Raw genomic sequence first — 22,653 nt, forward strand, 5'->3', positions numbered from 1 at the left:
GGGCGGTCCGGGCGGCGGGGCTAGGCTCGGCGCATGACGATCGACGGCACCGGTTTCCCCGCCCCGCCGGCCCTGGTCGAGCACGCCCGTCGGTTCCACGCCGAGGGCGGCACCCCGGCGGCACCCCGGGTCGCGGCCACCGTGCTGCTGCTCCGCCCGGCCGGCACCGACTTCGAGGTGTACGTCATCCGCCGGGTCGCCGCGATGGCCTTCGGCGGGGTGTACGCCTTCCCCGGCGGCGGTGTCGACCCGTCGGACTCCGAGGCGCACCTGGACTGGGCCGGGCCCGACCCGGCAGCCTGGGCGGGGCGGCTGGGTGTCACGCCCGAGGCCGCCCGGGCGGTGGTGTGCGCCGCCGCGCGGGAGGTCTTCGAGGAGGCCGGGGTGCTGCTGGCCGGCCCCGACCCGGACACCGTGGTGGGCGACGTCAGCGGTGACGACTGGGAGGCCGCACGGCAGGATCTGGAGGCACGTCGGCGGGGCTTCGCCGGGCTGCTCGCCGAGCGGCAGCTCACCCTGCGGTCCGACCTGCTGCTGCCGTGGAGCCGGTGGATCACCCCGGAGTTCGAGCCGCGCCGCTTCGACACGTACTTCTTCGTCGCTCTGCTGCCCCGGGGGCAGCGGACCCGGGACGTCTCCGGCGAGGCCGACCACACCATGTGGGTCCGCCCGGCGGACGCCCTGGCCCGCGCGCGGGCCGGCGAGCTGACCATGCTCCCGCCCACGCTGGTCACCCTGGCCGAGGTGGTCGCCGCCGCTGGCGGTGGTGCGGCTGCCGGCGGTGCTGGCGCTGGTGGCGGTGGCCTGGCTGCGGTGGCGCGTGCCTCGGCGGCCCGGGACGCGGCCACCCCGGTGACCCCCCGCCTCCACGTCGCCGAGGACGGCACCCCGCACTTCACCCTCGCCTGACCCGCCCCGCCTCCCGCGTCGGGCGAGCGGTCCGGGGCTGCCGGCCCCGCTGCACCCGGTACCGCCGCGCCCACCGTGCAGGTCCACCGAGTGCGCGCCCGGCCCGCCCGCACCGGACCCCGGCCCTGTCACGGCTCCGCACGCCCGGCCCCTTGCTCCGACCTGCGGACGGTCCGGCCCCGCGCGCCTGGCGCAGCGGAGTGGACGGAGGTCAGCCGAAGCGGCCGGTGATGTAGTCCTCGGTCTTCTTCTGGCCGGGGTTGCTGAAGATCTTCTGGGTGTTGTCGTACTCGATGAGCCGGCCGGGGTCACCGGTCTTCTCGATCGAGAAGAAGGCGGTGCGGTCGGAGACCCGGGCCGCCTGCTGCATGTTGTGGGTGACGATGATGATGGTGAACTTGTCCTTGAGCTGGAACATCAGGTCCTCGATGGCCAGCGTCGAGATCGGGTCCAGCGCCGAGCAGGGCTCGTCCATCAGCACCACCTGCGGCTCGACCGCGATGGTCCGGGCGATGCACAGCCGCTGCTGCTGACCGCCGGACAGGCCCGCGCCGGGCTTGCCGAGGCGGTCCTTGACCTCGTCCCACAGGTTCGCCGCGCGCAGCGCCTTCTCGGCGGCCTCGTCCAGGATGGACTTCCGGCGGACCCCGTTGAGCCGCAGCCCGGCCACCACGTTCTCGAAGATGCTCATGGTGGGGAACGGGTTCGGGCGCTGGAACACCATGCCGATCATGCGGCGGACGGCGGTCACGTCGACGTCGCGGTGGTAGACGTCCTGGCCGTCGATGGTCAGGCTGCCCTCGACCCGGGCACCCGGCAGCACCTCGTGCATCCGGTTGATCGACCGCAGGAAGGTCGACTTGCCGCAGCCGGACGGCCCGATCAGGGCGGTGACCGTCTTCGGCTCGACCGTCAGGTTGATGTTCTCGATCGCCTTGAAACCGCCGTAGTACGCGGTCACGTCGGTGGCGTCGATGCGCTTGGCCATGGTGGTACCTCCGGGGTTCATCGGCCGAGCCGGTTGCGGCGGGCCAGCAGCTTCGCGGCGACGGTCAGGACGAGCACGAGGACGACCAGGGTCAACGCCGCGGTCCAGGCCCGTGCCGGGGAGTACTTCGACGCCTCGCCGGCCTGCTGGTAGACGAAGAGGGCCAGCGACGACTGGTTGTTCTCGAACGGGTTGAAGTTGATCGCCGCACCACCACCGGCGACGAGCAGCACCGGGGCGGTCTCACCGGCGGCCCGCGCGATGGAGAGCATGATGCCGGTGACGATGCCGGGCAGCGCGGTCGGCAGCACCACCCGCAGGATGGTCTTCCACTTCGGCACGCCGAGGGCGTACGCACCCTCCCGCAGCGGCGCGGGGACCAGCCGCAGCATCTCCTCGGTGGAACGGACCACCGTGGGCAGCATCAGCACGCTCAACGCGAGCGCGGCGGCGAAGCCGGAGAAGCCGGGCTGGCCGTCGTTGAACCACGGGGACACGATCAGCACCCAGAAGGCCAGCACGAACAGGCCGGTGACGATGGACGGGATGCCCGTCATCACGTCGACGAAGAACCGGATGGTGAAGGCGAACCGGCCCCGGCCGTACTCGACGATGTAGATCGCGCAGAGCACGCCGAGCGGGACGGTGATCGCGGTGGCGATGCCGACCTGCTCCAGGGTGCCCACGATGGCGTGGTACGCGCCGCCGTTGGCGTCCCGGGCCCCGATGTTGTTCATCGAGCTGCCGAAGAAGTCACCGTCGAGCCGGGCGGTGCCCTTGCTGACCAGCGTCCACACCACCGAGGCCAGCGGCAGCACGGCCAGCACCAGGGCGGAGTGGATCAGCGCGCTCCAGAACCGGTTGCGGGCCGAGCGTCGGCCCTCCACCGCGTTCGCCGCGACGAAGAGACCGGTCAGGTAGAGCAGCGCGCCGAGCACCACGACCAGGACCGGGCCGCCGAGGTCGACGCCGTAGACGATGCCGGCGGCGACCAGCAGGGCCAGCACCGCCAGGGCGGGGGCGGCGTACCCGGGCAGGCGTTTCGCCCGCAGGCTGTCCGGCTGGGCCGGTGGGCGGGAACGGCGGGGGGTGAGGGTGGTGGTCATGCGGCCGACTCCGTGAACTCGCGGCGGCGGTAGATGATCGCCCGCGCGGTGATGTTGACGACCAGCGTGATCGCGAAGAGCACCAGGCCGGAGGCGATGAGCGCGCCCCGGCCGGTCTCGTTCGCCTCCGCGAACCGGTTGGCGATGTTCGCGGCGATGCTGTTGCCGCCGTTGGCGAGGATGTTGAACGAGATGGCGTACGTCGAACCGAGGGTCAGCGCGAGCGCGATGGTCTCGCCGAGCGCCCGGCCGAGGCCGAGCATGACCGCGGCGATGATGCCCGGCCGGCCGTACGGCAGCACCGCCGTGCGCAGCATCTCCCAGCGGGTGGCGCCCAGCGCGAGGGCGGCCTCCTCGTTGGCCGTCGGCGTCTGGAGGAACACCTCGCGGGAGAGTGAGGTGATGATCGGCAGCACCATGATCGCCAGGACCAGCGACCCGAGCAGGATCGAGTTGCCGTACGGGCCGTCGCCGAAGATCGGAATCCAGCCGAAGTACCTGTTCAGCCAGGCCGACAGGTCGGCGACCGGCCCGACCAGGTAGTCCCGCCCCCACAGGCCGAACACCACGCTCGGCACGGCGGCCAGCAGGTCGATCACGAAGCCCAGCGCGGTGCCGAGCCGCCGGGGCGCGTAGTGCGACAGGTAGAGGGCGATGCCCAGCGCCACCGGCACCGCGACCAGCAGCGCCAGCAGGGCGGTGAGCACGGTGCCGAAGGCGAGCGCGCCGATGCCGAACGTGGGTGGATCGTCGTTGGGGAACCACCCCTCGAAGGTCCAGAAGTTCGCACTGTTGGCCCGCAGCGCCGGCACGGCCTTGGCGATCAGGAAGACCGCGATGGCCGCGATGATGACCAGCACGGCGACGCCGGCGGCCAGGGTCACGCCACGGAACGCCCGTTCCGCGCCGAACGCGCGGGCCCGGGGCAGCCCGCCGCCTCCGCCGAGGCCACGGTCGTCATCGGGGGTACGGGGGCTGACTGGTGCCTCGGCCACACGCGCCGAGGCACCGGCGGACCGCTCGTGACCCAGGGTCACGGGGTGTCCGCCGGTGCCGGCGTGTGCCGAGCGGTGAGGGGTTTCACCCATCTGCTCGCTCGCTTCGACTTGAGGGGGTGTTGTCGCTCGGGACGGTCAGGCCAGGTTCTTGACCGCGGCCTCGACCTTGGTCCGGACCGAGTCGGGCAGCGGGGCGTAGCCCAGCTCGACCAGCTCGGCCTGGCCCTCGGTGCTGGCGGCGTGGCCCAGCAGGCCCTTGACCAGCGGCAGCTTGTCGGCGGCGATGCCCTTGCTGCACACGATCTCGTAGGTCACCAGGACGATCGGGTACGCCCCGGCCTCCTTGGTGGCGTAGTCGATCGACATCTTGAGGTCGTCGCCCTGGCCCTCGATCTTGGCCCCGGCGATGGTCTTGCCGGCCGACTCGGCGGTCAGCTCGGTGTACTCGCCGGCCCCGTTCTGCACCTTGGCCTTCTTCAGGCCGGAGTTCTCGGCGTACGACCACTCGACGTAGCTGATCGTGCCCTCGGTGCTCTTGACCTTGGAGGCGACACCGTCGGACTTGGGGGCACCGAGGCCACCGGGGGCCTTCCACGCCTTGTTGTTGCCGAAGGTCCACTCGGCCGGCGCGGTCTTCGACAGGTACTTGGTGAAGTTGTCGGTGGTGCCCGACTCGTCGGAGCGGTGCACCGTCTGGATCGCCGAGGCCGGGAGCGTGGCGTTCGGGTTGTCGGCCTTGATCGCCGGGTCGTCCCACTTGGTGACCTTGCCGGCGAAGATCTGCGCCAGGGTGGTCGGCTTGAGCTGGAGGTTATCCAGGCCGCCGACGTTGTAGACGACCGCGACGGGGCCGATCACCATCGGCAGGTTGAGCGCCGCGCCGCCGGTGCACTTGGCGTCGGCCTGCGGCTGCTCCTCCGGCTTGAGGGCGGAGTCGGAACCGGCGAAGTCGGCGGTGCCGGCGATGAACGCCTGGATGCCCGCGCCCGAGCCGGTCGACTCGTAGTTGATCGTGGTGCCGCTGCACTTCTGCTGGTACGCCTTGATCCACTCAGCCATGGCGTTCTTCTGCGCGGAGGAGCCCTGCGCGTTCAGGGTGCCCTTGCCGCAGTCGGCCGCGCTGGCCGAGCCGGAGGCGGAGGCGCTGGCCGGCTCGTTGTTGTCCGAGCCGCAGGCGCTGAGGCCGAGGACCGCAGTAAGAGCGAGGCAGGCAATGGCGCCGTGCCGCTGGAGCTTCACCTGAGGGGTTTCCCTTCACGTCTTTGGTCAGGTCGCCCGGATGGGGCCCGAGTGCCGGCGCTGACCGGCTGACACGAAAGCTAGAAGTGCCAGGTAGACGGTTCGCCGGTCGGAAGTGAACGGGGCATGAACAGCCCCGGCCGGGAAGGTGACCGCTGCCTGAGGGAGGGTTGTCCGTTAGGTGAACTGCCGTCCCGGTATCCGCATTGATGCGACATATCCGGGCAGCCGTTATCCGTGCGTGGCCCCGCCGTTACCGCACGGAGACAACGCCGGTCATGGCCCCGGCCGGTCACCGGCCGGGGTGGAGTGGACGGGAGAGCGTCAGCCCAGGTGGTAGTTGACGTGCCCGCACCAGCGGGCGAACCCGAGCCGTTCGTAGAGCGCGACGGCGGCCGTGTTCGACTCGTCGACGTAGAGCATCACCCGGTCCAGCCCGCGCCGGTCCCGCAGGTAGGCCAGTCCGGCCGTGGTGAGCGCCCGGCCCAGGCCGCCGCCGTGGGCGTCCGGGTCGACCCCCACCACGTAGACCTCACCGGTACGGGCCGAGCCCGGCCGTTCGTGCACCTTGGTCCAGTGGAAGCCGAGCAGCCGCCCGGCGGAGTCGACGGCGAGCAGGAAACCGTCCGGGTCGAACCACGACTCGGCCAGTCGGGCCCGCAGGTCGTCGGTGGTCCACCGGCCCTGCTCGGGGTGCGTGGCGAAGGCACGGGCGTTGAGCGCCAGCCAGGCGTCGTCGTCCGCACCGGGGCGGAAGGACCGCAGCGTCACCCCGTCGGGCAGGTGGGGTGGCGACACCGGGGCGGTCAACGAGCGGCGCAACTGCCAGAGCACCCGGGCCCGGGTGAAGCCGAGGTCGACGGCGAGCGCCGCGGCGGACGGGTGGTCGCCGTGCGCCCAGGCCCGCAGCGGGCCGGTGGCCGCCGCGAGGACGCCCCGGACCAGCGCCCGTCCGGTGCCCCGCCGCCGGAGGGCCGGGTGCACCACCAGCTCCACCCCGACCCCGGACTCCGGCTCGGTGGTGTCCAGGTGGGCGTACCCGGTCAGGGTGCCGTCTGCGGCGCGGGCGGTCAGGTGCCCGGCCGGCGCGTGCGGGTCACGCAGCCGCAGCAGGGTGTGCTCGTCGAACGGGTCGGCCCCGTCGGCGTCGCCGCCGAGCCGGGCCAGGGCCAGCACCTCGGTCACCTCGTCCGGGGTGAGGCGGTCGGTGCGGGCCACCCGGTCGACGGTCGGTTCGACGCTGCTCATCCCGCCACCGTAGTCGGCGTCGCCCGCCCGGTCGGCCCCGCCGGCTCAGTTGGCCCTGCCGGCTCAGTTGGCCCCGCCGGGCGGTAGCGCCTCAAGCTGGAACCGGCCGGTCAGGTCGGGCAGCAGCCGACGCAGCGCGTCCACGGTGCCCTGCCGGTCGCCACCGGCGTCGTGCATGAGCACGACCGCGCCCGGCCCGGTGTCCCGGGAGACCGTCGCGGTGATCTTCGCGGCCCCGGGGACCTGCCAGTCGTTGGGGTCGACGGTCCAGTGCAGCGGAGTCATCCCCAGCCCCTCGGCGACCGACACGACGGGGTACGTCCAGGCCCCGCCGGGCTGCCGGAAGTAGCTGACCGGGGCGTCCGGCACGGCGGCGTGGATGGCGTCGTTGGTGCGGATCAGGTCGGCCCGGATCAGGGCGGGGGAGCGCTTGCCGAGCAGTACGTCGTGGTGCCACGAGTGGTTGCACAGGGTGTGCCCGTCGGCCACGATCGCGCGGATCAGGTCCGGGTGGTCCTGGGCGTTCTCGCCGACCACGCAGAACGTCGCCTTGACCCCGTACGCGCGCAGCACCTCCAGCACCTGCGGGGTGTACGTCGGGTCGGGGCCGTCGTCGAAGGTCAGCGCGACCTCACCGGTGCCGGTGCTGGCGTGGCTGCCGAACGGGCCGTCACCGCCGCTGGCCGGCTGCGGCGTGTCCGGGTCGGCCCCGGTGGTCGGGGTGCCGGCCGGGCTGGACCCGTCGGGGCGGGTGGCGGGCGGCGCGGCCGGGTCGGCGGGTTGTTCGCCGTACTGGGCCCCGTCGACCTGCGCCGATGCGCCGAGAGGCTGACGGGGTGGGTCGGGGATCATGCTGCGACCTAGCGCGTACGCGGACCCGAGCAGGGCGGCCAGCACCAGCGTGACGACGCCGACCGTCCCGACGGTCCCACTGGTCGACCGGGTGCGCATCAGCGCCACCGCCGGTCCGGATCGCGGGACGGCCCTCTCGTCGCCCCCGTGGTCAGTGCACGCACCGTAGCCCCCTTCGCCCCTGCTGATTACGGCACCAAGAATAGAACCGGCAACAGGGGCAAAAGGGGCGTATTGGAAATAGTCCTATCGGGGTGCGGTAATACCGCCCGGGGATCAGACCGGCAGCGGGGCGGGCTCGGACTCGGGCAGCGACCGGGACGACGGAGGGACCACGAACTTGTAGCCCACCTGGCGGACCGTGCCGATCATCGACTCGTACTCCGAGCCGAGCTTGGCCCGCAGCCGCCGGACGTGCACGTCCACCGTCCGGGTGCCGCCGAAGTAGTCGTAGCCCCAGACCTCGCGCAGCAACTGGTCCCGGGTGAACACCCGGCCCGGGTGCTGGGCAAGGAACTTGAGCAGCTCGAACTCCTTGTAGGTGAGGTCGAGCGGCCGGCCCTTCAGCTTCGCCGCGTAGGTGTCCGGGTCGATGTTCAGCTCGCCGGCCCGGATCGAGCCGCCGGCCCCGGACGTGGCGTTGCTCAGCCGACCCACGGCGAGCCGCAGCCGGGCCTCCACCTCGGCCGGCCCCGCCCCGGCCAGGATCACGTCGTCGACGCCCCAGTCGGCGTTCAGGGCGATCAGGCCGGCCTCGGTCACCACCGCGACCAGCGGCACGCCGAGGCCGGTGGCGTGCAGCATGCGACAGGTGGCACGGGCCTCGCTCAACTCGGACCGGGCGTCGACCAGCACCGCGTCCGGGCTGGGCCCGGAAACCAGGGTGCGGACGTCACGCGGTGCGGTACGGACCGAATGCGGCAACAGGTCGAGTGCCGGCAGCACCGCCGAGGGCTCACCTGCGCGCGCGGTCACCAGCAGCAGGAGCTCCACACGATCACCTCCGTCCCGGCGGCCCTTCGGCCGCACGCGACCAGCTGCCCCGCGGGTGGGCAGGGCGCTGAGAACTTGCGTGGGTCCCGGCGTCGCTGACGGGCGGGTAACAGCCTGAGCCTAACCGATTGCGCCGCTGTCACCTCGGCGTCCTTTCCTGTTTGTCGGATCTGCCCGTGATCACCGGTCAGGTTTTAACGTCGCCGAAACCGTGATCCCCGTCGGGCACCCCGTGATCCCCGCCGATCCCCGTCGGTCTGGCACGATCGGGGCGTGTTTCCCTCCACCTCGCCCGAGACCGGCCGTGACCCGTGGGCCGACGACGCCCCCGACGGGCCCGCCGGCCCGGCCGGAGGGCCCGCACCCGGTCCCGCCCCCGACGACGACGCCGGGAGCCGCCGCCAGCGCGGCCCGCGCCGGTTCCGCAAGGGCGGCCAGCCGCGACGCAGCGAGGACGACGAGGTCGAGCCGGACGAGGAACCGGTCGAACCGGTCGAGGTGCGCCGGCCGCTCTCGCTGACCGTCGCCGGTTTCGCCGCCCTGCTCGGCGTCGGCCTGGTGCTCGGCGCGCAGACCGCCGGCCCCGGTCACCGGCTGCCGTTTGCGATCATCGTGTTCGGCGTACAACTGCTCTTCGTGCTGGCCTGGACGATGGCCATGCGCCCGCCCGCGTTGCTGCTGGTCGCGCTGACCAGCGGCGTGGTCGCCGCCGCGGCCGACGTCGCCGCCGTGCAGACCGACGTGGCCGGCCTGGCCCCGCTCGGGTACGTGGCGCTGGGCGGGTTCCTGGTCGGGGTGCTCGGCCAGCTCGTGCGCCGGGTGGACCGGGTCCGGGTGACCGACTCGCTCGGCACCACCCTGCTCATCGTGGTCGGTGTGGTGGCGTTCGCCACCCTGATCACGCTCAGCCGGATTCCCGCCGGCACCCAGGCGATCACCGTCTGCCTGGTCGCCGCCGGCGTCGCCCTCACCGTGGCCCGGCTCACCGACGCCGTGCTCGCCTGGCCCCGGCTCGCGCCGCAGGTGCCCCGGGGGGCCGCCGGGGTGGTCGTCGGGGCGATGGTCGGCACCCTCACCAGCGCCCTGCTCGGCAGCTACCTGGTCGGCTTCACCCCGACCAGCGCCGCGGTGATCGGGCTGGTCACCGCCGCCACCGCCGTGCTGGCCGACCTCGCCGTCGGCTACGCCGAGGCGGGCCGCTTGATGGCCGGCGAGCCACCCACGATGTGGATCGCCCGGCACATGCAGGGGCCGCTCGGCGGGTTCGCGCTCGCCGCTCCGGCGGCGTACGCCATGTGTGTGCTCTTTCTCTGATCCTCCGACGCCGGCTGAGGCCGGCTGACGCGGTGGGGCGCGCGGCGCGATTGGGCGCGGCGGCGCTCGGGTAGTAGCGGTGCGCCGAGGGTGGCGGCATCGATGACCGGCACGTCGCGCACCCGCGACGGCGACGACGGACGGAGACGGGCGTGGCGCAGACGTACGAGGAGCGGCCCCGGCGGCGCGGGCGCAGGTGGCTCGTCGTACTTGTCGTCCTGGTGCTGATCCTGGGCGGGTTGCTGGTGGTGGCCGACCGGGTGGCGGCCGGGCTGGCCGAACGCGCCATCGCCGACCAGGTGCAGCAGGCGATCACCGATCAGGACGCCAGCTCCGCGCCGCCCCAGGTCGACGTGGGCGGCTTCCCGTTCCTCACCCAGGTCGTCGACGGCCGGTACGAGCGGATCTCCATCGTGCTGACCGACGTGCAGGGGTCGGTGGAGGGCAACGCGGTCAGCCTGCCCCGGCTCGACGTGGACGCCCGCAACGTGCGCGCCCCGCTGGACACCATCCGCTCCGGGCAGGGCGAGGTGGTGGCCGAGACGGTGGCCGGCACCGGCACGGTCACCTACGACAGCCTGGCCAAGCTGCTGGACCGGCCGGGGCTCAAGCTCGGTGAGCAGAACGGCAAGCTGGCCGTCACCGCGCCCGTCGACATCCTCGGCCAGAAGCTCACCGTCACCGGCACCGCCGAGGTCACCGTGGCCGACGGCGGGAAGGTGTCGCTGAAGTTCAGCGACCTCAACGCCCAGGGGCTGCCGGCGGTGCCGCTGGCCCGGACCCTGCTGAACAACTACGCCCGGGGCATCTCGGTCGACGTGCCCCTGCCGTCGCTGCCGTTCCAGCTCAACGTGCGCAAGGTCGAGCCGCGCCCGGAGGGGCTCGCGGTGACCGCCGACGCGAAGAACGTCCCGATCAACTCGCCGAGCTGACTCGCCGCTCAGTTGTGGACGCGGACCCGCCCGGCGCTGCCCGCCAGGTGGGTCTGCGTCCCGCATGTTGGTCGTGAGCTGGCACTCTCCGGGACGGCTGGTAGGCTCCGAGCCCATGGGGACGCACCTCACCAAACGGCGCGCGGTCGACCTGTGCCGCGTGGCCACCTGCCTGTGTCGCTCCGTCATCTGACGGCGGGGCTGTCTCCGGCCGCCTAGCGGCCACCGCACCCAGGGTCCTTCCGACCTTCGGTGCCAACCCTCCGAAACGCCCGGCAGCGGCGCCGTCGCACGAACCCGTGATCCGTTCCTCTATGGGTCCCGCGCATGGTGCGACATCACCGATCTCCACCACCCGCGCTGGCTCACCACCCATCCTCACCAGGGAGTGATCTGATGAGTCGCGACACCGCACTCGTCTCGGCCGAATGGGCCGAGAAGAACCTCGACGCCCCGGGCGTCGTCTTCGTCGAGGTCGACGAGGACACCTCGGCCTACGACACCGGCCACATCGCCGGCGCGATCAAGCTCGACTGGAAGACCGACCTGCAGGACCAGGTCCGCCGGGACTTCGTCAACAAGGCCCAGTTCGAGGCGCTGCTCTCCGAGCGGGGCATCGGCAACGACGACATCGTGGTCCTCTACGGCGGCAACAACAACTGGTTCGCCGCGTACGCGTACTGGTACTTCAAGCTCTACGGCCACCGCGACGTCAAGCTGCTCGACGGCGGTCGCAAGAAGTGGGAGCTGGACGCCCGCCCGCTGGTCACCGACGCGGTCACCCGCCCGGCCACCCAGTACGTCGCGCAGGAGCCGGACACCTCGATCCGGGCCTTCCGCGACGAGGTCGTCGCCGCGATCGGCACCAAGAACCTGGTCGACGTGCGCAGCCCCGACGAGTTCGCCGGCCGGCTGCTGGCCCCCGCGCACCTGCCGCAGGAGCAGGCGCAGCGGGCGGGGCACATCCCCACGGCGATCAGCGTGCCGTGGTCCAAGGCGGCCAACGAGGACGGCACCTTCAAGTCCGACGACGAGCTGCGCAAGATCTACGCCGACGCCGGGCTGGACGACGGCAAGGAGACCATCGCCTACTGCCGGATCGGCGAGCGCTCCTCGCACAGCTGGTTCGTCCTGCAGGAGCTGCTCGGCCACCCCAACGTGAAGAACTACGACGGTTCCTGGACCGAGTACGGCTCGTTGGTCGGCGTGCCGGTGGCGCTCGGCGACGAGCCCGGGGAGGCCTGAGCCATGACCGCTCCCACCGCCGCCGGTTGCGCCGCACCGGACCAGTCCGCGCCCCTGCCGGCCAGCCTGGACCTGGAGAAGGAAACCGTCATCACCGGCCAGGTGCTGGCCGAGTCGGGCGACGTCGTGCCCGGCGCGTACGTCCGGCTGCTCGACTCGACGGGTGAGTTCACCGCCGAGGTCGTCACCTCCCCGGCCGGGCAGTTCCGGTTCTTCGCCGCGCCGGGCAACTGGACCCTGCGGGCGCTGTCCCGGCACGGCAACGGCGACACCGCCGTGACCGCCAACCGGGGCATCAACGAGGTCACCGTCACGGTGGCCTGACCCACGCTCACGATCGGCCCGGGGCCGGTCACCCCATCCGGGGTGACCGGCCCCGCGCCGTTCCACCCTCCGGCGGCCCGCCCGACAACCGGATGTCCGCGCCCGGCAGGCACGAGGTGCCCGTCGCCCGGCAGCCCGGGTGTCCGCGCCGGTCGCCCGGCAGCCCGCCCACCGGGCCGTCGCCCGGCCAGCGGTGTCACGAGGTGCAGCCGCCCTGGTGGTCGACCCGCCGGACACAGCGGCGACGCCCACCGAGCCGCCGATCACAGAACACCTGGTGCTGCGGGTCCGTCACGCCCTCCTCGGAGACGGTCGTCTCACCGAGCACCAGCTCCGGCAGGAACGCCAGCGACCTGCCGATCGCGCGGGCCAGCAGCCGCGCCGCCGGCAGGCCGTCGGCGGCGACAGTCAGGTGTACGACGAACCGCTCGCGTTCGGTCGCGGCGGTCACACCCGCACCACCCGGGGCGCGAACCGGGACTGCCAGTCGCGCAGCGCACCCTTGATCCGTGCGTTCTCCTCCCGGGTACGGGCCAGCTCGGCGTGCAGCACGGTCAGCTCGTCGGCGATCCGATGCAGGAACCCGTCCACCTCGGCCGGGTCCAACCCGTGTCGGGACCGCCGGAACCGCTGCTGCCGCACCTGACTCGTGCACAGCGGCCGGTACCCCACCGGTTGGTGCCGGTGCGCCACCGGTCGGTGGTGGTGTGCCGCCGGCCCGTGGTGCCCGGTGTTCTGCCGCCCCGGCGGCCGGGACGGTTGGACGAGACGGTTGCCGGTCCGGTTGCTCGCGGGATGTCTGGCCGGGGCTTGGTTGGCCGGGGGCCGGTTGGTGACCCGGTGCCGGGCGGACGGCCGCTCGACCGCCCCGGGCTGCCCGGCCGTACTGGGCCGGTCGTTTGTCACGGGCCGGTCGGTTGCCGTCGACCGGTTCCGGCGGAACAGCCGGAGGAACCTGCACACGATGGGACCACCTCTCCGCAGGGGCAGCGGGGGATCGTGCTGCCGTGAAAGGTGGCCGGGGCGGGCGGTTTCCCTTCCACTGCACCCACCCCGGCCGGGGGAGAGCCCTGCTCGTTGCCACGCGAGGAGCGCTCGCCGACCAACTTATGTGCGGAGGTGACCCTCGTCAAGCATGTGATCCAAGTCGACTTCCTCTTGTCTCGCGCAGGTGTCTCGTGATCGAATTGGGGTGCCACGCGAGGAGTGCTATGCCTGCATTGCCTGACTACCTCCGAGTTTCGGATTCGATCATGTCGGACACGCGGAGCGGCCGACTCAAGCCGGGGGACAAGCTGCCCTCGATCGCTGAGCTGTGCGAGCTGCACCGGGTGAGCGCGTCAACCATCCGGCAGGTCTTCATCCGGCTTGAAGCGCTCGGAGTGATCGATCGCTATCAAGGCAAGGGCGTCTTCGTCACCGATCCGGCGACCTGGCTGCGCAAGCCCTGACCTGAGTCTGATGGCGCTTTCGGGCTGCGCCGGTGTTGTCTGCGTGCCATTGCCGTTGTCTGTGCGCCGGCCGCCGCTGCCCGCCCGCCGCTGAGTGGCCGGCACTCCGTGATAGCTGGACACCTACACCTGCACCGGCGCTCGGGGCGGGGACAGCGCTGTCCTACTGCTCTGCTGCCCTACTGAATCCGATGGGGGACGCTGTCCCCACAGACAGGTATGCCTGTGAGTCATGAATATGACCCACAGGCATACCTGGTTCCGAACATGGGGTGGCTCCCCGAGCCGCCAGAGAGATCGATCCCCGGCGACCGAAGCTCGACAGGGTGCCGCGGCCAGCACATTGGCGGCGATGTAGCGGTATCAGGGCGGGCGGATACCGCTACATCGGCCCAATAGCGTCGATCACGAGGGACGGACGCGGGGCGGGGCGGGGGGAGAGATGGCGGTGGCCGCCGACCCCGGGCGGGGTCGACGGCCACCGGGTGGGGCCGGTCAGCCGGTCACAGGCCGGATGCCCGGACGCCCGCGCAGGTCGACGTCGGGGTCAGCCCGAAGTTGAGCGTCCCGACGATGCCCGCTTCCACGACGGTGCGCTGGACCTGGGGCACCCAACCGTCCTTGGCCACGATCACCTCGTACCTGCCCTTGGGCAGCCACCAGGCGTAGCGACCCTGGGCGTCGGCGGTGAGCGTGACGCCGGTGGTCGAGCCGACCAGGTTCAGCCGGATCGTCGCCGGGACGCCGACGGTCTGGCCGCCGCAGGTCACCCCGGTCACCGTGCCCTGGATCTTGCCCCAGTTGTTCGGCGGCGAGACGTTCATCTCGACGCCGACCGACGACACCGGGTACGGCGTGTTCGAGGTGAGCCCCAGCTCACCCGAGTACGCCCCGGGCTGGAGCACCCCGGCCGCCGCCGTGGCGGTCAGCGTGACGGTGACCGTCTGGGACGCCCCCGGGGCGAGCGTGAAGCTGGTCGGTGCGGTCGACAGCCACGGCAGGTCACTGGCGTCCGAGCAGCCCTCCAGCCCGCCGAGCCGTTCGCTGTCCGCCGAGCCGACGAACGAGCTGGGCGAACCACCGATCTTGTACGCCCCGCAGGCGGCGGCACCCCGGTACCTGCTGAACTGGGCGTTCGGCAGGTTCTTCCAGGCCCCTGCGACCGGGTCGAAGCCGAGCGTCCGGTTGGTGACCGACGTCGAACCGCCGGTCACCCCGCCGGCCAGCACCAGCATGCCGCCGGCCGACGCGTACTGGGAGCCCCACAGGTCGACCGGGAGGTTCGGCAGCGGGCTCCAGGAATCCGACGCCGGCTCGTACCGCCAGGTGTCGGTGTACTCGTCGGCGGCGACCCCGCCCGCGCAGTACACCTGGCTGCCGATCCCGCCGCAGGACACCCAGGAGACCGGGTGCGGGTACGCCGTGCCGGTGCGGAACGTGCCGGTACGCGGATCGAACACCACCAGCTTGTTGCTCTCCGTGCAGGTGCTGTCGACGCAGCCGCCGACCAGGTACACCTTGCCCCCGGCCACGGCGGTGCCGGCCGCGGCGGCGGGTGCCGGGTTGACCGCCCCGGCCAGGGTGCTCCACGCCCCGACGCCCGGGTCGAAGACGTCCACCGACGGCTCCATGCCGTCGCCTGCGCCCCAGCCGCCGATCACGTACAGCTTGCCGCTGATGCCCACGGCCGACGGCTTGGAACGGGCGTGCGGCAGGTCGGGCAGCGCCGTCCAGACGCCGGTGGCCGGATCGAACACCCAGGCCTTGCGCTCGTTGCCGGTGTCGCCACCGCCGCCGACCGAGTAGACCTTGCCGTCCAGGTTGGCCGCCGCGTTGTCGTAGATCGCGGCGGGCAGGTTGGTGATCCGGGCCCACGCGTCGTCGGCCTGCGGCGCGGCGTCGGCGTTCCCGCCGCCGTAACGGGCACCGGTACGGCCGGTGCTGATCCCCTTGACCACCTGCTCCCGCAGCGGCGCGCCGCCGGTGGACAGCACCTCGAACCCGCCACCGCGTTCCAGCAGCTCCACGGTCGCCGGGGCGGAACCCGTGTTGCGGACCGTCACCTTGGCGGTGCGGGTGCTGCCGTACGGCTGGTGGGCCTCGATCGTGGTGGTGCTGACGGTGAGCCGCCCCGCGGTCAGGGCCAGGTCGGCCCGGCGGGTGCTGTCGGCCACCACGGTCACCTGCTGGGTGACCGGGGTGTACGGCGGCTTGGCGGCGGTGAACGGGTGGGTGCCGGTCAGCCCCGAGAAGAGGTGGTAGAAGCCGTCCGGCAGGTTCGGGTCGTCCGGGGTGGCCGCCGAGACGGCCGTGTCGGTGGGCCGGTCGACGCTGGTCACCGTCACCCCGTTGACCGCCGCGCCGGTGTTGCGGTCGGTGGTGTTACCGACCACCAGCCCACCCGGGACGGGCGTGCAGTCCCGGTTGACCAGCTGGACGTCGTCCACCTGCCACCACCAGGCGAAGGTGCCCTTGAACCGGAAGCGCACCAGCGCCCCCGTCGCACCGGCCGCCGGGGTCAGCGGCACCTCCTCGACCCGGGGGCCGCGCCGGCTGGCGGTCTGGTGCCAGACGTTCGTCCAGCTCGTCCCTGCGTCGGTGGAGACGTCCACGTCGGCGGTGTCGCTGATCCCGACGGCCCGCCAGTCACTGCGGAAACGCAGCAGCGGCGCGGCCGAGGCGGACAGGTCGACCGGCGGGGCGACCAGGTCGGTGTCCTGGGTGTTGCCGGTGCCGAGCTTGTCGCTGTCGATGATCGCGAACCCGCCGGTGCCGCCGGTCAGGTTGCCCCGCGCGCCCGGGTCGTTGAAGACCCAGCCGCCCTTGTCGGTGCGGTTGCGCACCGTCCAGCCCTCGGGCGCGGTGGTGCCGTCGAAGCTCTGCGACAGCAGGGGCGCGCTGAGGCTGCCGGTGTAGCCGGCCGCGACACAGGCCGCCTCGACCGGGACCGGGACGTCGGCAGTGGTGGCCGTCGACCCGACGGTCAGGTCCTTCGTCACCGTCCGGTAGCCCGGGTACTTAGCGGTGACGGTGAGCTTGTAGTCGGTGTTGCCGGCCACGGTGAACGAGTACCGGCCGGTCACCGGGTCGGTGAAGACGGGTCCGCCGGGGCGGCCGGCGACCTCGATCGTGGCGTACAGCGGCCAACCGTGCCCGGAGCCGTCGGTGACCCGGCCGGAGACGGTGACCGTCGGCGTGGCCGTCAGGGCGAAGTCCCGGGTGACCGAGCCGTCCTCCGGGACGGTCACGGTGCCGGTCGCCGTGCGGAAGCCGTACGCGGAGACGGTCAGCGTGGTCTCGCCGGCCGGCACGGTCAACGAGTACCTGCCGTCGGTGCCGGTGCTGACGCTGCGCGCGCCCGTGGCGACGGTGGCACCCGCCACCGGGTCGCCGGTCGCCTCGTCGGTGACCCGGCCGGCGACCTGCCCCACCGGACCGCGCGGGGCCTGCCGGACCGCCTCGTACGCGTTGAGCCGACCCTCGCCGAAGACGTTGTTGTCGGCGGCGGTGCCCCCGCAGGTGGTCGCGTCGACGTCGGTCGCGGTGCGGTCGAGCAGCTCCTCGGTGCCGGTGATGTCCCCGCGCAGGCTGGGCGCGGCCGACCAGATCAGGGCGATCGTGCCGGCGACGTGCGGTGCGGCCATCGAGGTGCCGTTGAACGACGCGTACCCGTTACCGGGGACGCTGGAGCGTACGTTGCTGCCGGGCGCGGCGATGTTCGGCTTCAGCCCGGCCGGGTCGGTGGCGTCGCCCCGGCCGGAGAACCCGGAGATGGCGTTGTTCACGTCGTACGAGCCGACCGCGTACGCGTTGGGGTTGTCACCGGGGGAGCCGGCGCTGCCGCAGGCCGGGCCGTCGTTGCCGGCGGAGAAGACCGGGAACATCCCGGCGGCCCGCCAGGCGGCCACGGTCTGCTGGTACCACGGATCGCCGCCGTCGCCGCCCCAGGAGTTGTTGACGATGTCGGGGCGCAGGTCGGGGCGGGGGTTCTGGCCGTTGAGGTCGGTCGGGGCGAGCACCCACTGGCCGGCGGCCAGCAGCGAGGCGTCCGAGCAGTTGTTGGACTCGCAGCCCTTGGCGGCGATCCACTTCGCGCCGGGGGCGACCCCCACCTGGTTGGCGGACCCGTCGGTGCCGACCATGGTGCCCATGGTGTGGGTGCCGTGGTCGTTGTTGTCGCAGGGGGCGTCCTGCGGGCAGATGCCGGCCGGGTCGTACCAGTCGTAGTTGTGGTCGAACGTCCCGCCACCGAGGTTGCCCCGGTAGGAGTTGACCAGCGCGGGGTGGTCGAACTGCACGCCGCTGTCGATGTTGGCGACGACCAGGCCCTCACCCCGGTCGCCGAACTCGTCCCAGACGCGGGGTGCGCCGATGTTGGTCAGTCCCCACTCGACGGCGTCGGTGCCGGCGCGGGCGGCGGTGCTGCGGACCGGACGGATCAGCGGGTAGCTGCGGGTGGCGGCGATCCGCTCGACCTCGGGCCGGGCGGCGATGGTGTCCAGCAGCGCCCGGTCCCCGGTCACCCGCACCGCGTTGGCGATCCAGTAGGCGGTGTAGGTGGCCTTCCGGTCGTCCAGCACCGCCCGCAGGTCACGCTGGGTCCGGTCGGCGGTGGTGGTGAGCAGCCGGTGCACCTCGGCGGCGCGGGCGTCCGGGCTGCGCAGCCGGGCCGCCTGCCCGAGCGGGGCCTGTTCGCGCAGGTAGACCAGGAAGGTCTCGGTGCCGTCGGCGAGTCCGTCGAGGACCTGCCGGTCCACGGTGGCCCGGGGTGCGGCCGGCGCGGCCCCGGCGGGTAGTGCGGGCTGGGCGGTGAGGCCCAGGAGTCCGGCCGCGAGCGCGGCCACCAATCGCCACCGGGACGGTCGTCCGGTCGGTCGTCTGAGCACGCTGTTCCTCCCCACGTCGTCGGGCCCGATCGGTTCGGGCCCGGCCGCGTGTGCCGGGGTCGCGGCCACGCGGAGCGGCTGAGGAGGTGGCCGGTGTCGGGTGCTGCGTGGGCCCCCACGGCCGCTGTGCATCATGCTCAGCCGGAGAACCAAGCTGATCAATGGATCGGGTCGGTCAGTATTCGGTCAGTAACCGGGCGCCACGCTGACCGCTAGGCTGACGGCAGGCCGCGCCGGCCCCCGTCGTGGGCAGACGGGCCCGTCGGGCAGCGGGCGGCGGGTGCGGTCCTGGGGAGGACGGGTGACCGGTGTCGACATCCCTTTCGTGGTCTGTGTCAGCGCTGACGTCTCGGTCCGGGAGCGGGTGGTCCGCCGGCTCGACGACCTCGGCCCGGTGGTGATCTGCGCCGACCTGGCCGAGCTGCGCGCCATGCTCTTCCCGGGCCCGCCGGTGCCGGCTCCCGCGCCCCCGCCGGAGCAGGGTCCGGTGCACTGCGGCGACCTCCTCGTCGACCCGGCCCGCCACCTGGTCACCTGGCGGGGGGAGCCACTGGCGCTGACCCGGCTGGAACGGGAGCTGCTGGCCCGGCTGGCCGGCGACCCCGGGGCGGTCTGGAGCTACGAACGGATCTTCGGCTCGGTCTGGGGCGGCACCTGGCTGGGCGACGCGGCCATCCTGCACTCGGCGGTCAAGCGGCTGCGCCGCAAGCTGCGCGAGGTGGCCGGTGGCCCGCAGGTGCAGACCGTACGCGGCGTCGGCTACCGGCTCGCCGTACCGCGCGGCTGACCCCGGACACCGGCGGGCGGGCCGGCGGCGGGGGCGTGACACGATGGCCCGGTGAACGGTGCCGTCCAGCAGGGGTACGCCCCACCGACCGGTCCGTCCGCGCCACGCCGCCGGCTGGCCTGGCTGTTGGCCGTGACGGTGACCTGGGCGGTGGTGGTGGGCGGGCTCACCTGGTGGTCGGCCCGGCACGACCCGCCGACCGTCAAGGAACAGCGCACCCTCGCCGACGCCGGCCCGGTGGTCGACCGGGCGCTCGGTGAACTGGTCGCGGCGGTCGGCGACGGGGCCTGGGCGCTGACCGGCCCGCAGGTCGAGCGCGGCTGCCGGATCACCCCGATGGCCGACGGCGCGACCCTGACCCGGGGGCTGGACGTGCTGGTCGCCGAGGGGGGCGAGCGGGCCCTGCTGGACCGGGTCGCCGACCGGCTGCCGGCCGACTGGCGGGCCGGGGTGCGGGCCGGCGCGTCCGGTCCCCGGTTGCGCGCCGACGCCGGGGAGTTCGTCGCCGTGCAGGGCCGGGTCACCAGCGGCGGCCGGGTCCGGTTCACCGCCGACACCGGCTGCCGCCCGGTCGGTGCCGGCTATCCGCAGCCGTCGGCGGCCCCCGCCGACCCCACGCTGGACGCCGCGCTGCGGGCGCTGGGCCGCCCGGCACGGTCCGCCCCGGAACAGGTCACCGCGCCCTGCCCGGGTGGCGGCACCGCCCGTACCGTCGCCGTCTCGGCCGGCGACGCGCCGGTCGCGCTGACCGGCCTGCGTCCGCTGGCCGCCGGCTCCCCGGTGGCCGACCTCCCCGAGGTGTACGCCTACCGCAGCGGCCCGGCCACCGTGCTGGCCGACGGCACCGGCGCGCAGGTACGCCTCGCCGCCTCCACCGGCTGCCCCGGCTGACCCGCCCGCCCGGTCAGCGGCGGGGTCCGTGCTCGCGCGGGGTCCGGCTGCGGCCCAGGGCGTCGACCCGACCCCACCGGCCCGGGATGTCCAGCAGCTCGACCCGACCCATCCCCTCCGGCACCAGCGGATCGATGATCAGGTGCTCACCCTGCGGTTCCAGGCCGAGGATCACCCGCAACAGCAGCAGCGGCGTACCGGCCGACCAGGCCTGCGGGCTGCACGCCGTCGGATACTGCACCGGGTAGTCGGTGAGGGTGCGTTCGAAGCCGGCGAACGCCTCCGGTAGCCGTCCGTTGAAGAACCGGGAGGCGTCGAACATCGCCTCGCAGATCCGCCCCGCCTCCTCCCGGAAGCCGTACCGGCTCAGGCCCCAGGCGATGAACGCGTTGTCGAACGGCCACACCGTGCCGACGTGGTAGCCGATCGGGTTGTAGCGGCCCTCGTCGGTGGCCAGGGTGCGCACCCCCCAGCCGGAGTAGAGCCGGGGACCGAGCAGGTGTTCGGCGATCCGGGCCGCCCGGGGTTCGTCGACGATGCCGCTCCACAGCAGGTGGCCGATGTTGGAGGTGAGCGAGTCGACGTGCCGGCCGTCCGGGTCCAGGGCGACGGCGAAGTACTCCTTCTCCGGAATCCAGAAGTCCCGGTTGAAGCGTTCCTTGAGCGCCGCCGCCTCCCGTTCCAGCCGGTCGGCGTACTCGGGGTCGTTCCAGAACAGCCGGGCCATCCGGGCGCCGCGCCGCTTGGCGTCGTAGGCGTACCCCTGGATCTCGCAGGTGGCCCGGGGGAAGCCGGGCAGCCGGCCGTCGGCGTAGGAGATGGCGTCCCAGGAGTCCTTCCAGCACTGGTTCTCCAGGCCGGTCTCCGGGTTGCGGCTGCGGTACCAGACGTACCCGGTGCCGAGCAGGTCGCCGTAGGTGTCGATCCAGTGCAGGGCGGCGCGGGCGGCGAACTCCAGCCGTTTGACCAGCGCCGCGTCCCCGGTCCACCGCTCGTACTCGTCGAGCAGGATGAGGAACAGCGGGGTCGAGTCGGCGGCCCCGTAGTAGGGGGAGTGCGGCTGCTCCTCGAAGCCGGCGGTCTCGCCGTACCGCAGCTCGTGCAGGATCTTGCCGGGTTCCTCGTCGCGGAAGTCGTCGAGCCGGTAGCCCTGTAGCCCGGCCAGCATCAGGATCGTCGGCGGCACCAGCTCCGGCAGGAACGGCAACACCTGCAACGAGGTGAGCATGCTGTCCCGCCCGAACAGGGTCATGAACCAGGGCAGACCGGCCGCGAGCAGCCGTACGCCCAACGTGATCGACTCGTACCGGAGCGCGGCCAGGTCGTGCAGGCTCTGCCGGTACGCCCCGGCGAGCGGCTCGCAGTCGCAGCCGAGTTGCGGTGCCCGGGCGACCAGGTCCTCCTGTTCGTCGCGGATGACCGACGGCCCGCGTACCGCCCCGAGCGCGGTGATGGCCCGGACGTCCTCGCCGCGCGCGCCGTGGATGACCGGCGTCACGGTCAGCCGGGTGTTCCACTCGCTGTGCGGGGCGACGGTGATCGACCAGGTCATCCCGGCCTGGTCGACGCGGGCGTCGGTGCTGCTGGTGATCATCGCCTCGCGGTGGAACGCCTCCCGCCGGTAGGTCAGCCGCAGCGTGTTGTCCCCGGCGACCGCGCTGGTCCGGCCCTTCTTCGGCTGCTGGTGCTTGATCTCGAAGAGGTCGGCGAAGTCGGAGCCCATCTCCAGCCGCAGGTCGAAGCGCATCTCCCGGCCGGAGTGGTTGAGCACGGTGAGTTCCTCGGTGAAGTTCCCGCCGATCGACCGGGTGCGGATCATCGACACCTTGGCGTCGAGGTAGTGCGTCGGCTCGCCCGGGACGAGGAAGAACCGGGTCTGGTAGGAGTGCGCGTCGTCGACCGAGAGGGCGTGCAGCCGCTCGCCGTCGAGGGTGAGCAGCCAGGTGGACAGGAACCGGGTGTCGAACGAGAACAGCCCGGTCGGGAAGTCGAACGACGGTTCGACGTCGCCGCGCCCGTCGCAGACCAGGAAGGTGTTGCCGTCGAGGATGCTGACCCGCTGCTGCATCACGCCCGCCCGGTCTGCTCACGGGCGGTCTCCCGGGGGTCGCGCACCCCGGGCGGGGTGGGGAAGAACTGCCGGAACACCAGGAACAGCATCACGTTGCCGCTGAACGTCGACTCGTTGCGCAGCACCGCCGCGACGCCCTGGGCGCACCCGGTGACCAGCCGTTCGAAGAGGTCCGCGCTGCTGCTCCAGACCGCGTCCGCCGGGCCGCTGGCCCGTTCCACCACCGCCCGGCCGGGGCTGATCCGCACCTGCCAGTGGTCGGTGTGGTCGTCGTCGACCAGGTCGATCTGCAGCGTTCCGGTGACCGGGGCACGCAGCACCGCCGGGGCACGCGCCGGCAGTGCCGCGAAGAACTCGTCCGTCGCCCGACTCACCTACGCATGGTAGGCAAAATGCGTACATACAGGTGCAAAATCGGC

At 72.7% G+C, this 22,653-nt stretch carries 20 protein-coding genes and 1 pseudogene; 9 read left to right on the forward strand and 12 right to left on the reverse strand.

The window, feature by feature from the left end; translation table 11 throughout:
- Nucleotides 1-33: 33 nt before the first annotated feature.
- Nucleotides 34-909, forward strand: coding sequence for an NUDIX hydrolase (locus JQX11_RS10015; protein ID WP_204924726.1), 876 nt, complete (start codon nt 34-36; stop codon nt 907-909).
- Between the two features lie 211 nt (nt 910-1,120).
- Here JQX11_RS10015 and pstB read toward each other — a convergent pair whose 3' ends face one another.
- From pstB to JQX11_RS10050, 7 genes are all read right to left on the reverse strand, one after another.
- Complete coding sequence (gene pstB / locus JQX11_RS10020) at nt 1,121-1,897, reverse strand: phosphate ABC transporter ATP-binding protein PstB (protein WP_145921987.1); 777 nt, start codon at nt 1,895-1,897, stop codon at nt 1,121-1,123.
- Between the two features lie 17 nt (nt 1,898-1,914).
- Nucleotides 1,915-3,003, reverse strand: coding sequence for a phosphate ABC transporter permease PstA (gene pstA, locus JQX11_RS10025; protein ID WP_204924727.1), 1,089 nt, complete (start codon nt 3,001-3,003; stop codon nt 1,915-1,917).
- Nucleotides 3,000-4,091 carry a phosphate ABC transporter permease subunit PstC gene (pstC, locus tag JQX11_RS10030; RefSeq protein ID WP_088643170.1) on the reverse strand — a complete coding sequence of 364 codons (1,092 nt, stop codon included), beginning with the start codon at nt 4,089-4,091 and terminating at the stop codon, nt 3,000-3,002. Before pstC ends, pstA begins: the two co-directional genes overlap by 4 nt.
- Nucleotides 4,092-4,136: 45 nt before the next feature.
- Nucleotides 4,137-5,240 carry a phosphate ABC transporter substrate-binding protein PstS gene (pstS, locus tag JQX11_RS10035; protein WP_204924728.1) on the reverse strand — a complete coding sequence of 368 codons (1,104 nt, stop codon included), beginning with the start codon at nt 5,238-5,240 and terminating at the stop codon, nt 4,137-4,139.
- A gap of 324 nt (nt 5,241-5,564) precedes the next feature.
- Entirely contained in the window at nt 5,565-6,488 is a 924-nt protein-coding gene (gene mshD, locus JQX11_RS10040; protein ID WP_204924729.1) for a mycothiol synthase, read from the reverse strand.
- Nucleotides 6,489-6,551: 63 nt separating this feature from the next.
- The gene (locus tag JQX11_RS10045; protein ID WP_204924730.1) at nt 6,552-7,439 is read right to left on the reverse strand and encodes a polysaccharide deacetylase family protein; all 888 of its coding nucleotides are present in this window, start codon (nt 7,437-7,439) and stop codon (nt 6,552-6,554) included.
- 177 nt (nt 7,440-7,616) lie between these two features.
- Complete coding sequence (locus JQX11_RS10050; protein WP_088643167.1) at nt 7,617-8,333, reverse strand: winged helix-turn-helix transcriptional regulator; 717 nt, start codon at nt 8,331-8,333, stop codon at nt 7,617-7,619.
- Between the two features lie 273 nt (nt 8,334-8,606).
- On the opposite strand from JQX11_RS10050, the gene JQX11_RS10055 reads away from it, so the two are divergent.
- From JQX11_RS10055 to JQX11_RS10070, 5 genes are all read left to right on the forward strand, one after another.
- Entirely contained in the window at nt 8,607-9,647 is a 1,041-nt protein-coding gene (locus tag JQX11_RS10055) for a hypothetical protein (protein WP_204924731.1), read from the forward strand.
- Nucleotides 9,648-9,799: 152 nt separating this feature from the next.
- Nucleotides 9,800-10,579: an LmeA family phospholipid-binding protein gene (locus tag JQX11_RS10060; protein WP_204924732.1), complete on the forward strand. Its 780-nt coding sequence runs from the start codon at nt 9,800-9,802 to the stop codon at nt 10,577-10,579.
- Nucleotides 10,580-10,694: 115 nt separating this feature from the next.
- Nucleotides 10,695-10,772 carry an Ms5788A family Cys-rich leader peptide gene (locus JQX11_RS33560; RefSeq protein WP_323135737.1) on the forward strand — a complete coding sequence of 26 codons (78 nt, stop codon included), beginning with the start codon at nt 10,695-10,697 and terminating at the stop codon, nt 10,770-10,772.
- A 203-nt stretch (nt 10,773-10,975) separates the two neighbouring features.
- Complete coding sequence (locus JQX11_RS10065) at nt 10,976-11,824, forward strand: sulfurtransferase (protein ID WP_204924733.1); 849 nt, start codon at nt 10,976-10,978, stop codon at nt 11,822-11,824.
- A 3-nt stretch (nt 11,825-11,827) separates the two neighbouring features.
- The gene (locus tag JQX11_RS10070) at nt 11,828-12,148 is read left to right on the forward strand and encodes a DUF1416 domain-containing protein (protein ID WP_204924734.1); all 321 of its coding nucleotides are present in this window, start codon (nt 11,828-11,830) and stop codon (nt 12,146-12,148) included.
- Between the two features lie 202 nt (nt 12,149-12,350).
- Here JQX11_RS10070 and JQX11_RS10075 read toward each other — a convergent pair.
- Nucleotides 12,351-12,599: pseudogene (locus JQX11_RS10075) on the reverse strand (hypothetical protein); the annotation flags it as partial.
- A complete protein-coding gene (locus tag JQX11_RS10080) occupies nt 12,596-12,841 on the reverse strand; it encodes a DivIVA domain-containing protein (protein WP_372444573.1) in 246 nt (81 codons plus the stop codon). The pseudogene JQX11_RS10075 and the gene JQX11_RS10080, both read right to left, overlap by 4 nt.
- A gap of 518 nt (nt 12,842-13,359) precedes the next feature.
- Here JQX11_RS10080 and JQX11_RS10085 point away from each other — a divergent pair.
- Nucleotides 13,360-13,599 (forward strand): winged helix-turn-helix domain-containing protein, encoded by a 240-nt coding sequence (locus tag JQX11_RS10085; RefSeq protein ID WP_204924737.1) that lies wholly within the window; start codon nt 13,360-13,362, stop codon nt 13,597-13,599.
- 503 nt (nt 13,600-14,102) lie between these two features.
- Here JQX11_RS10085 and JQX11_RS10090 read toward each other — a convergent pair.
- The gene (locus JQX11_RS10090) at nt 14,103-18,485 is read right to left on the reverse strand and encodes a S8 family serine peptidase (protein ID WP_372444574.1); all 4,383 of its coding nucleotides are present in this window, start codon (nt 18,483-18,485) and stop codon (nt 14,103-14,105) included.
- Between the two features lie 301 nt (nt 18,486-18,786).
- Here JQX11_RS10090 and JQX11_RS10095 point away from each other — a divergent pair, with 301 nt between their 5' ends.
- Both JQX11_RS10095 and JQX11_RS10100 read left to right on the forward strand, forming a co-directional pair.
- On the forward strand, nt 18,787-19,272 hold the full coding sequence (locus tag JQX11_RS10095) for a winged helix-turn-helix domain-containing protein (RefSeq protein WP_307826139.1): 486 nt from the start codon (nt 18,787-18,789) through the stop codon (nt 19,270-19,272).
- 114 nt (nt 19,273-19,386) lie between these two features.
- On the forward strand, nt 19,387-20,163 hold the full coding sequence (locus JQX11_RS10100; protein ID WP_204925009.1) for a hypothetical protein: 777 nt from the start codon (nt 19,387-19,389) through the stop codon (nt 20,161-20,163).
- Between the two features lie 13 nt (nt 20,164-20,176).
- On the opposite strand, the gene JQX11_RS10105 is transcribed toward JQX11_RS10100, so the two are convergent.
- Together JQX11_RS10105 and JQX11_RS10110 are read right to left on the reverse strand one after the other, a co-directional pair.
- Nucleotides 20,177-22,231: an amylo-alpha-1,6-glucosidase gene (locus JQX11_RS10105; protein WP_204925010.1), complete on the reverse strand. Its 2,055-nt coding sequence runs from the start codon at nt 22,229-22,231 to the stop codon at nt 20,177-20,179.
- On the reverse strand, nt 22,231-22,608 hold the full coding sequence (locus tag JQX11_RS10110; protein ID WP_204924738.1) for an SCP2 sterol-binding domain-containing protein: 378 nt from the start codon (nt 22,606-22,608) through the stop codon (nt 22,231-22,233). The genes JQX11_RS10105 and JQX11_RS10110 overlap by 1 nt, the downstream gene beginning before the upstream one ends.
- Nucleotides 22,609-22,653: the final 45 nt, after the last annotated feature.

This window comes from Micromonospora humida (assembly GCF_016901255.1).
Taxonomy (GTDB): Bacteria; Actinomycetota; Actinomycetes; order Mycobacteriales; family Micromonosporaceae; genus Micromonospora; species Micromonospora wenchangensis.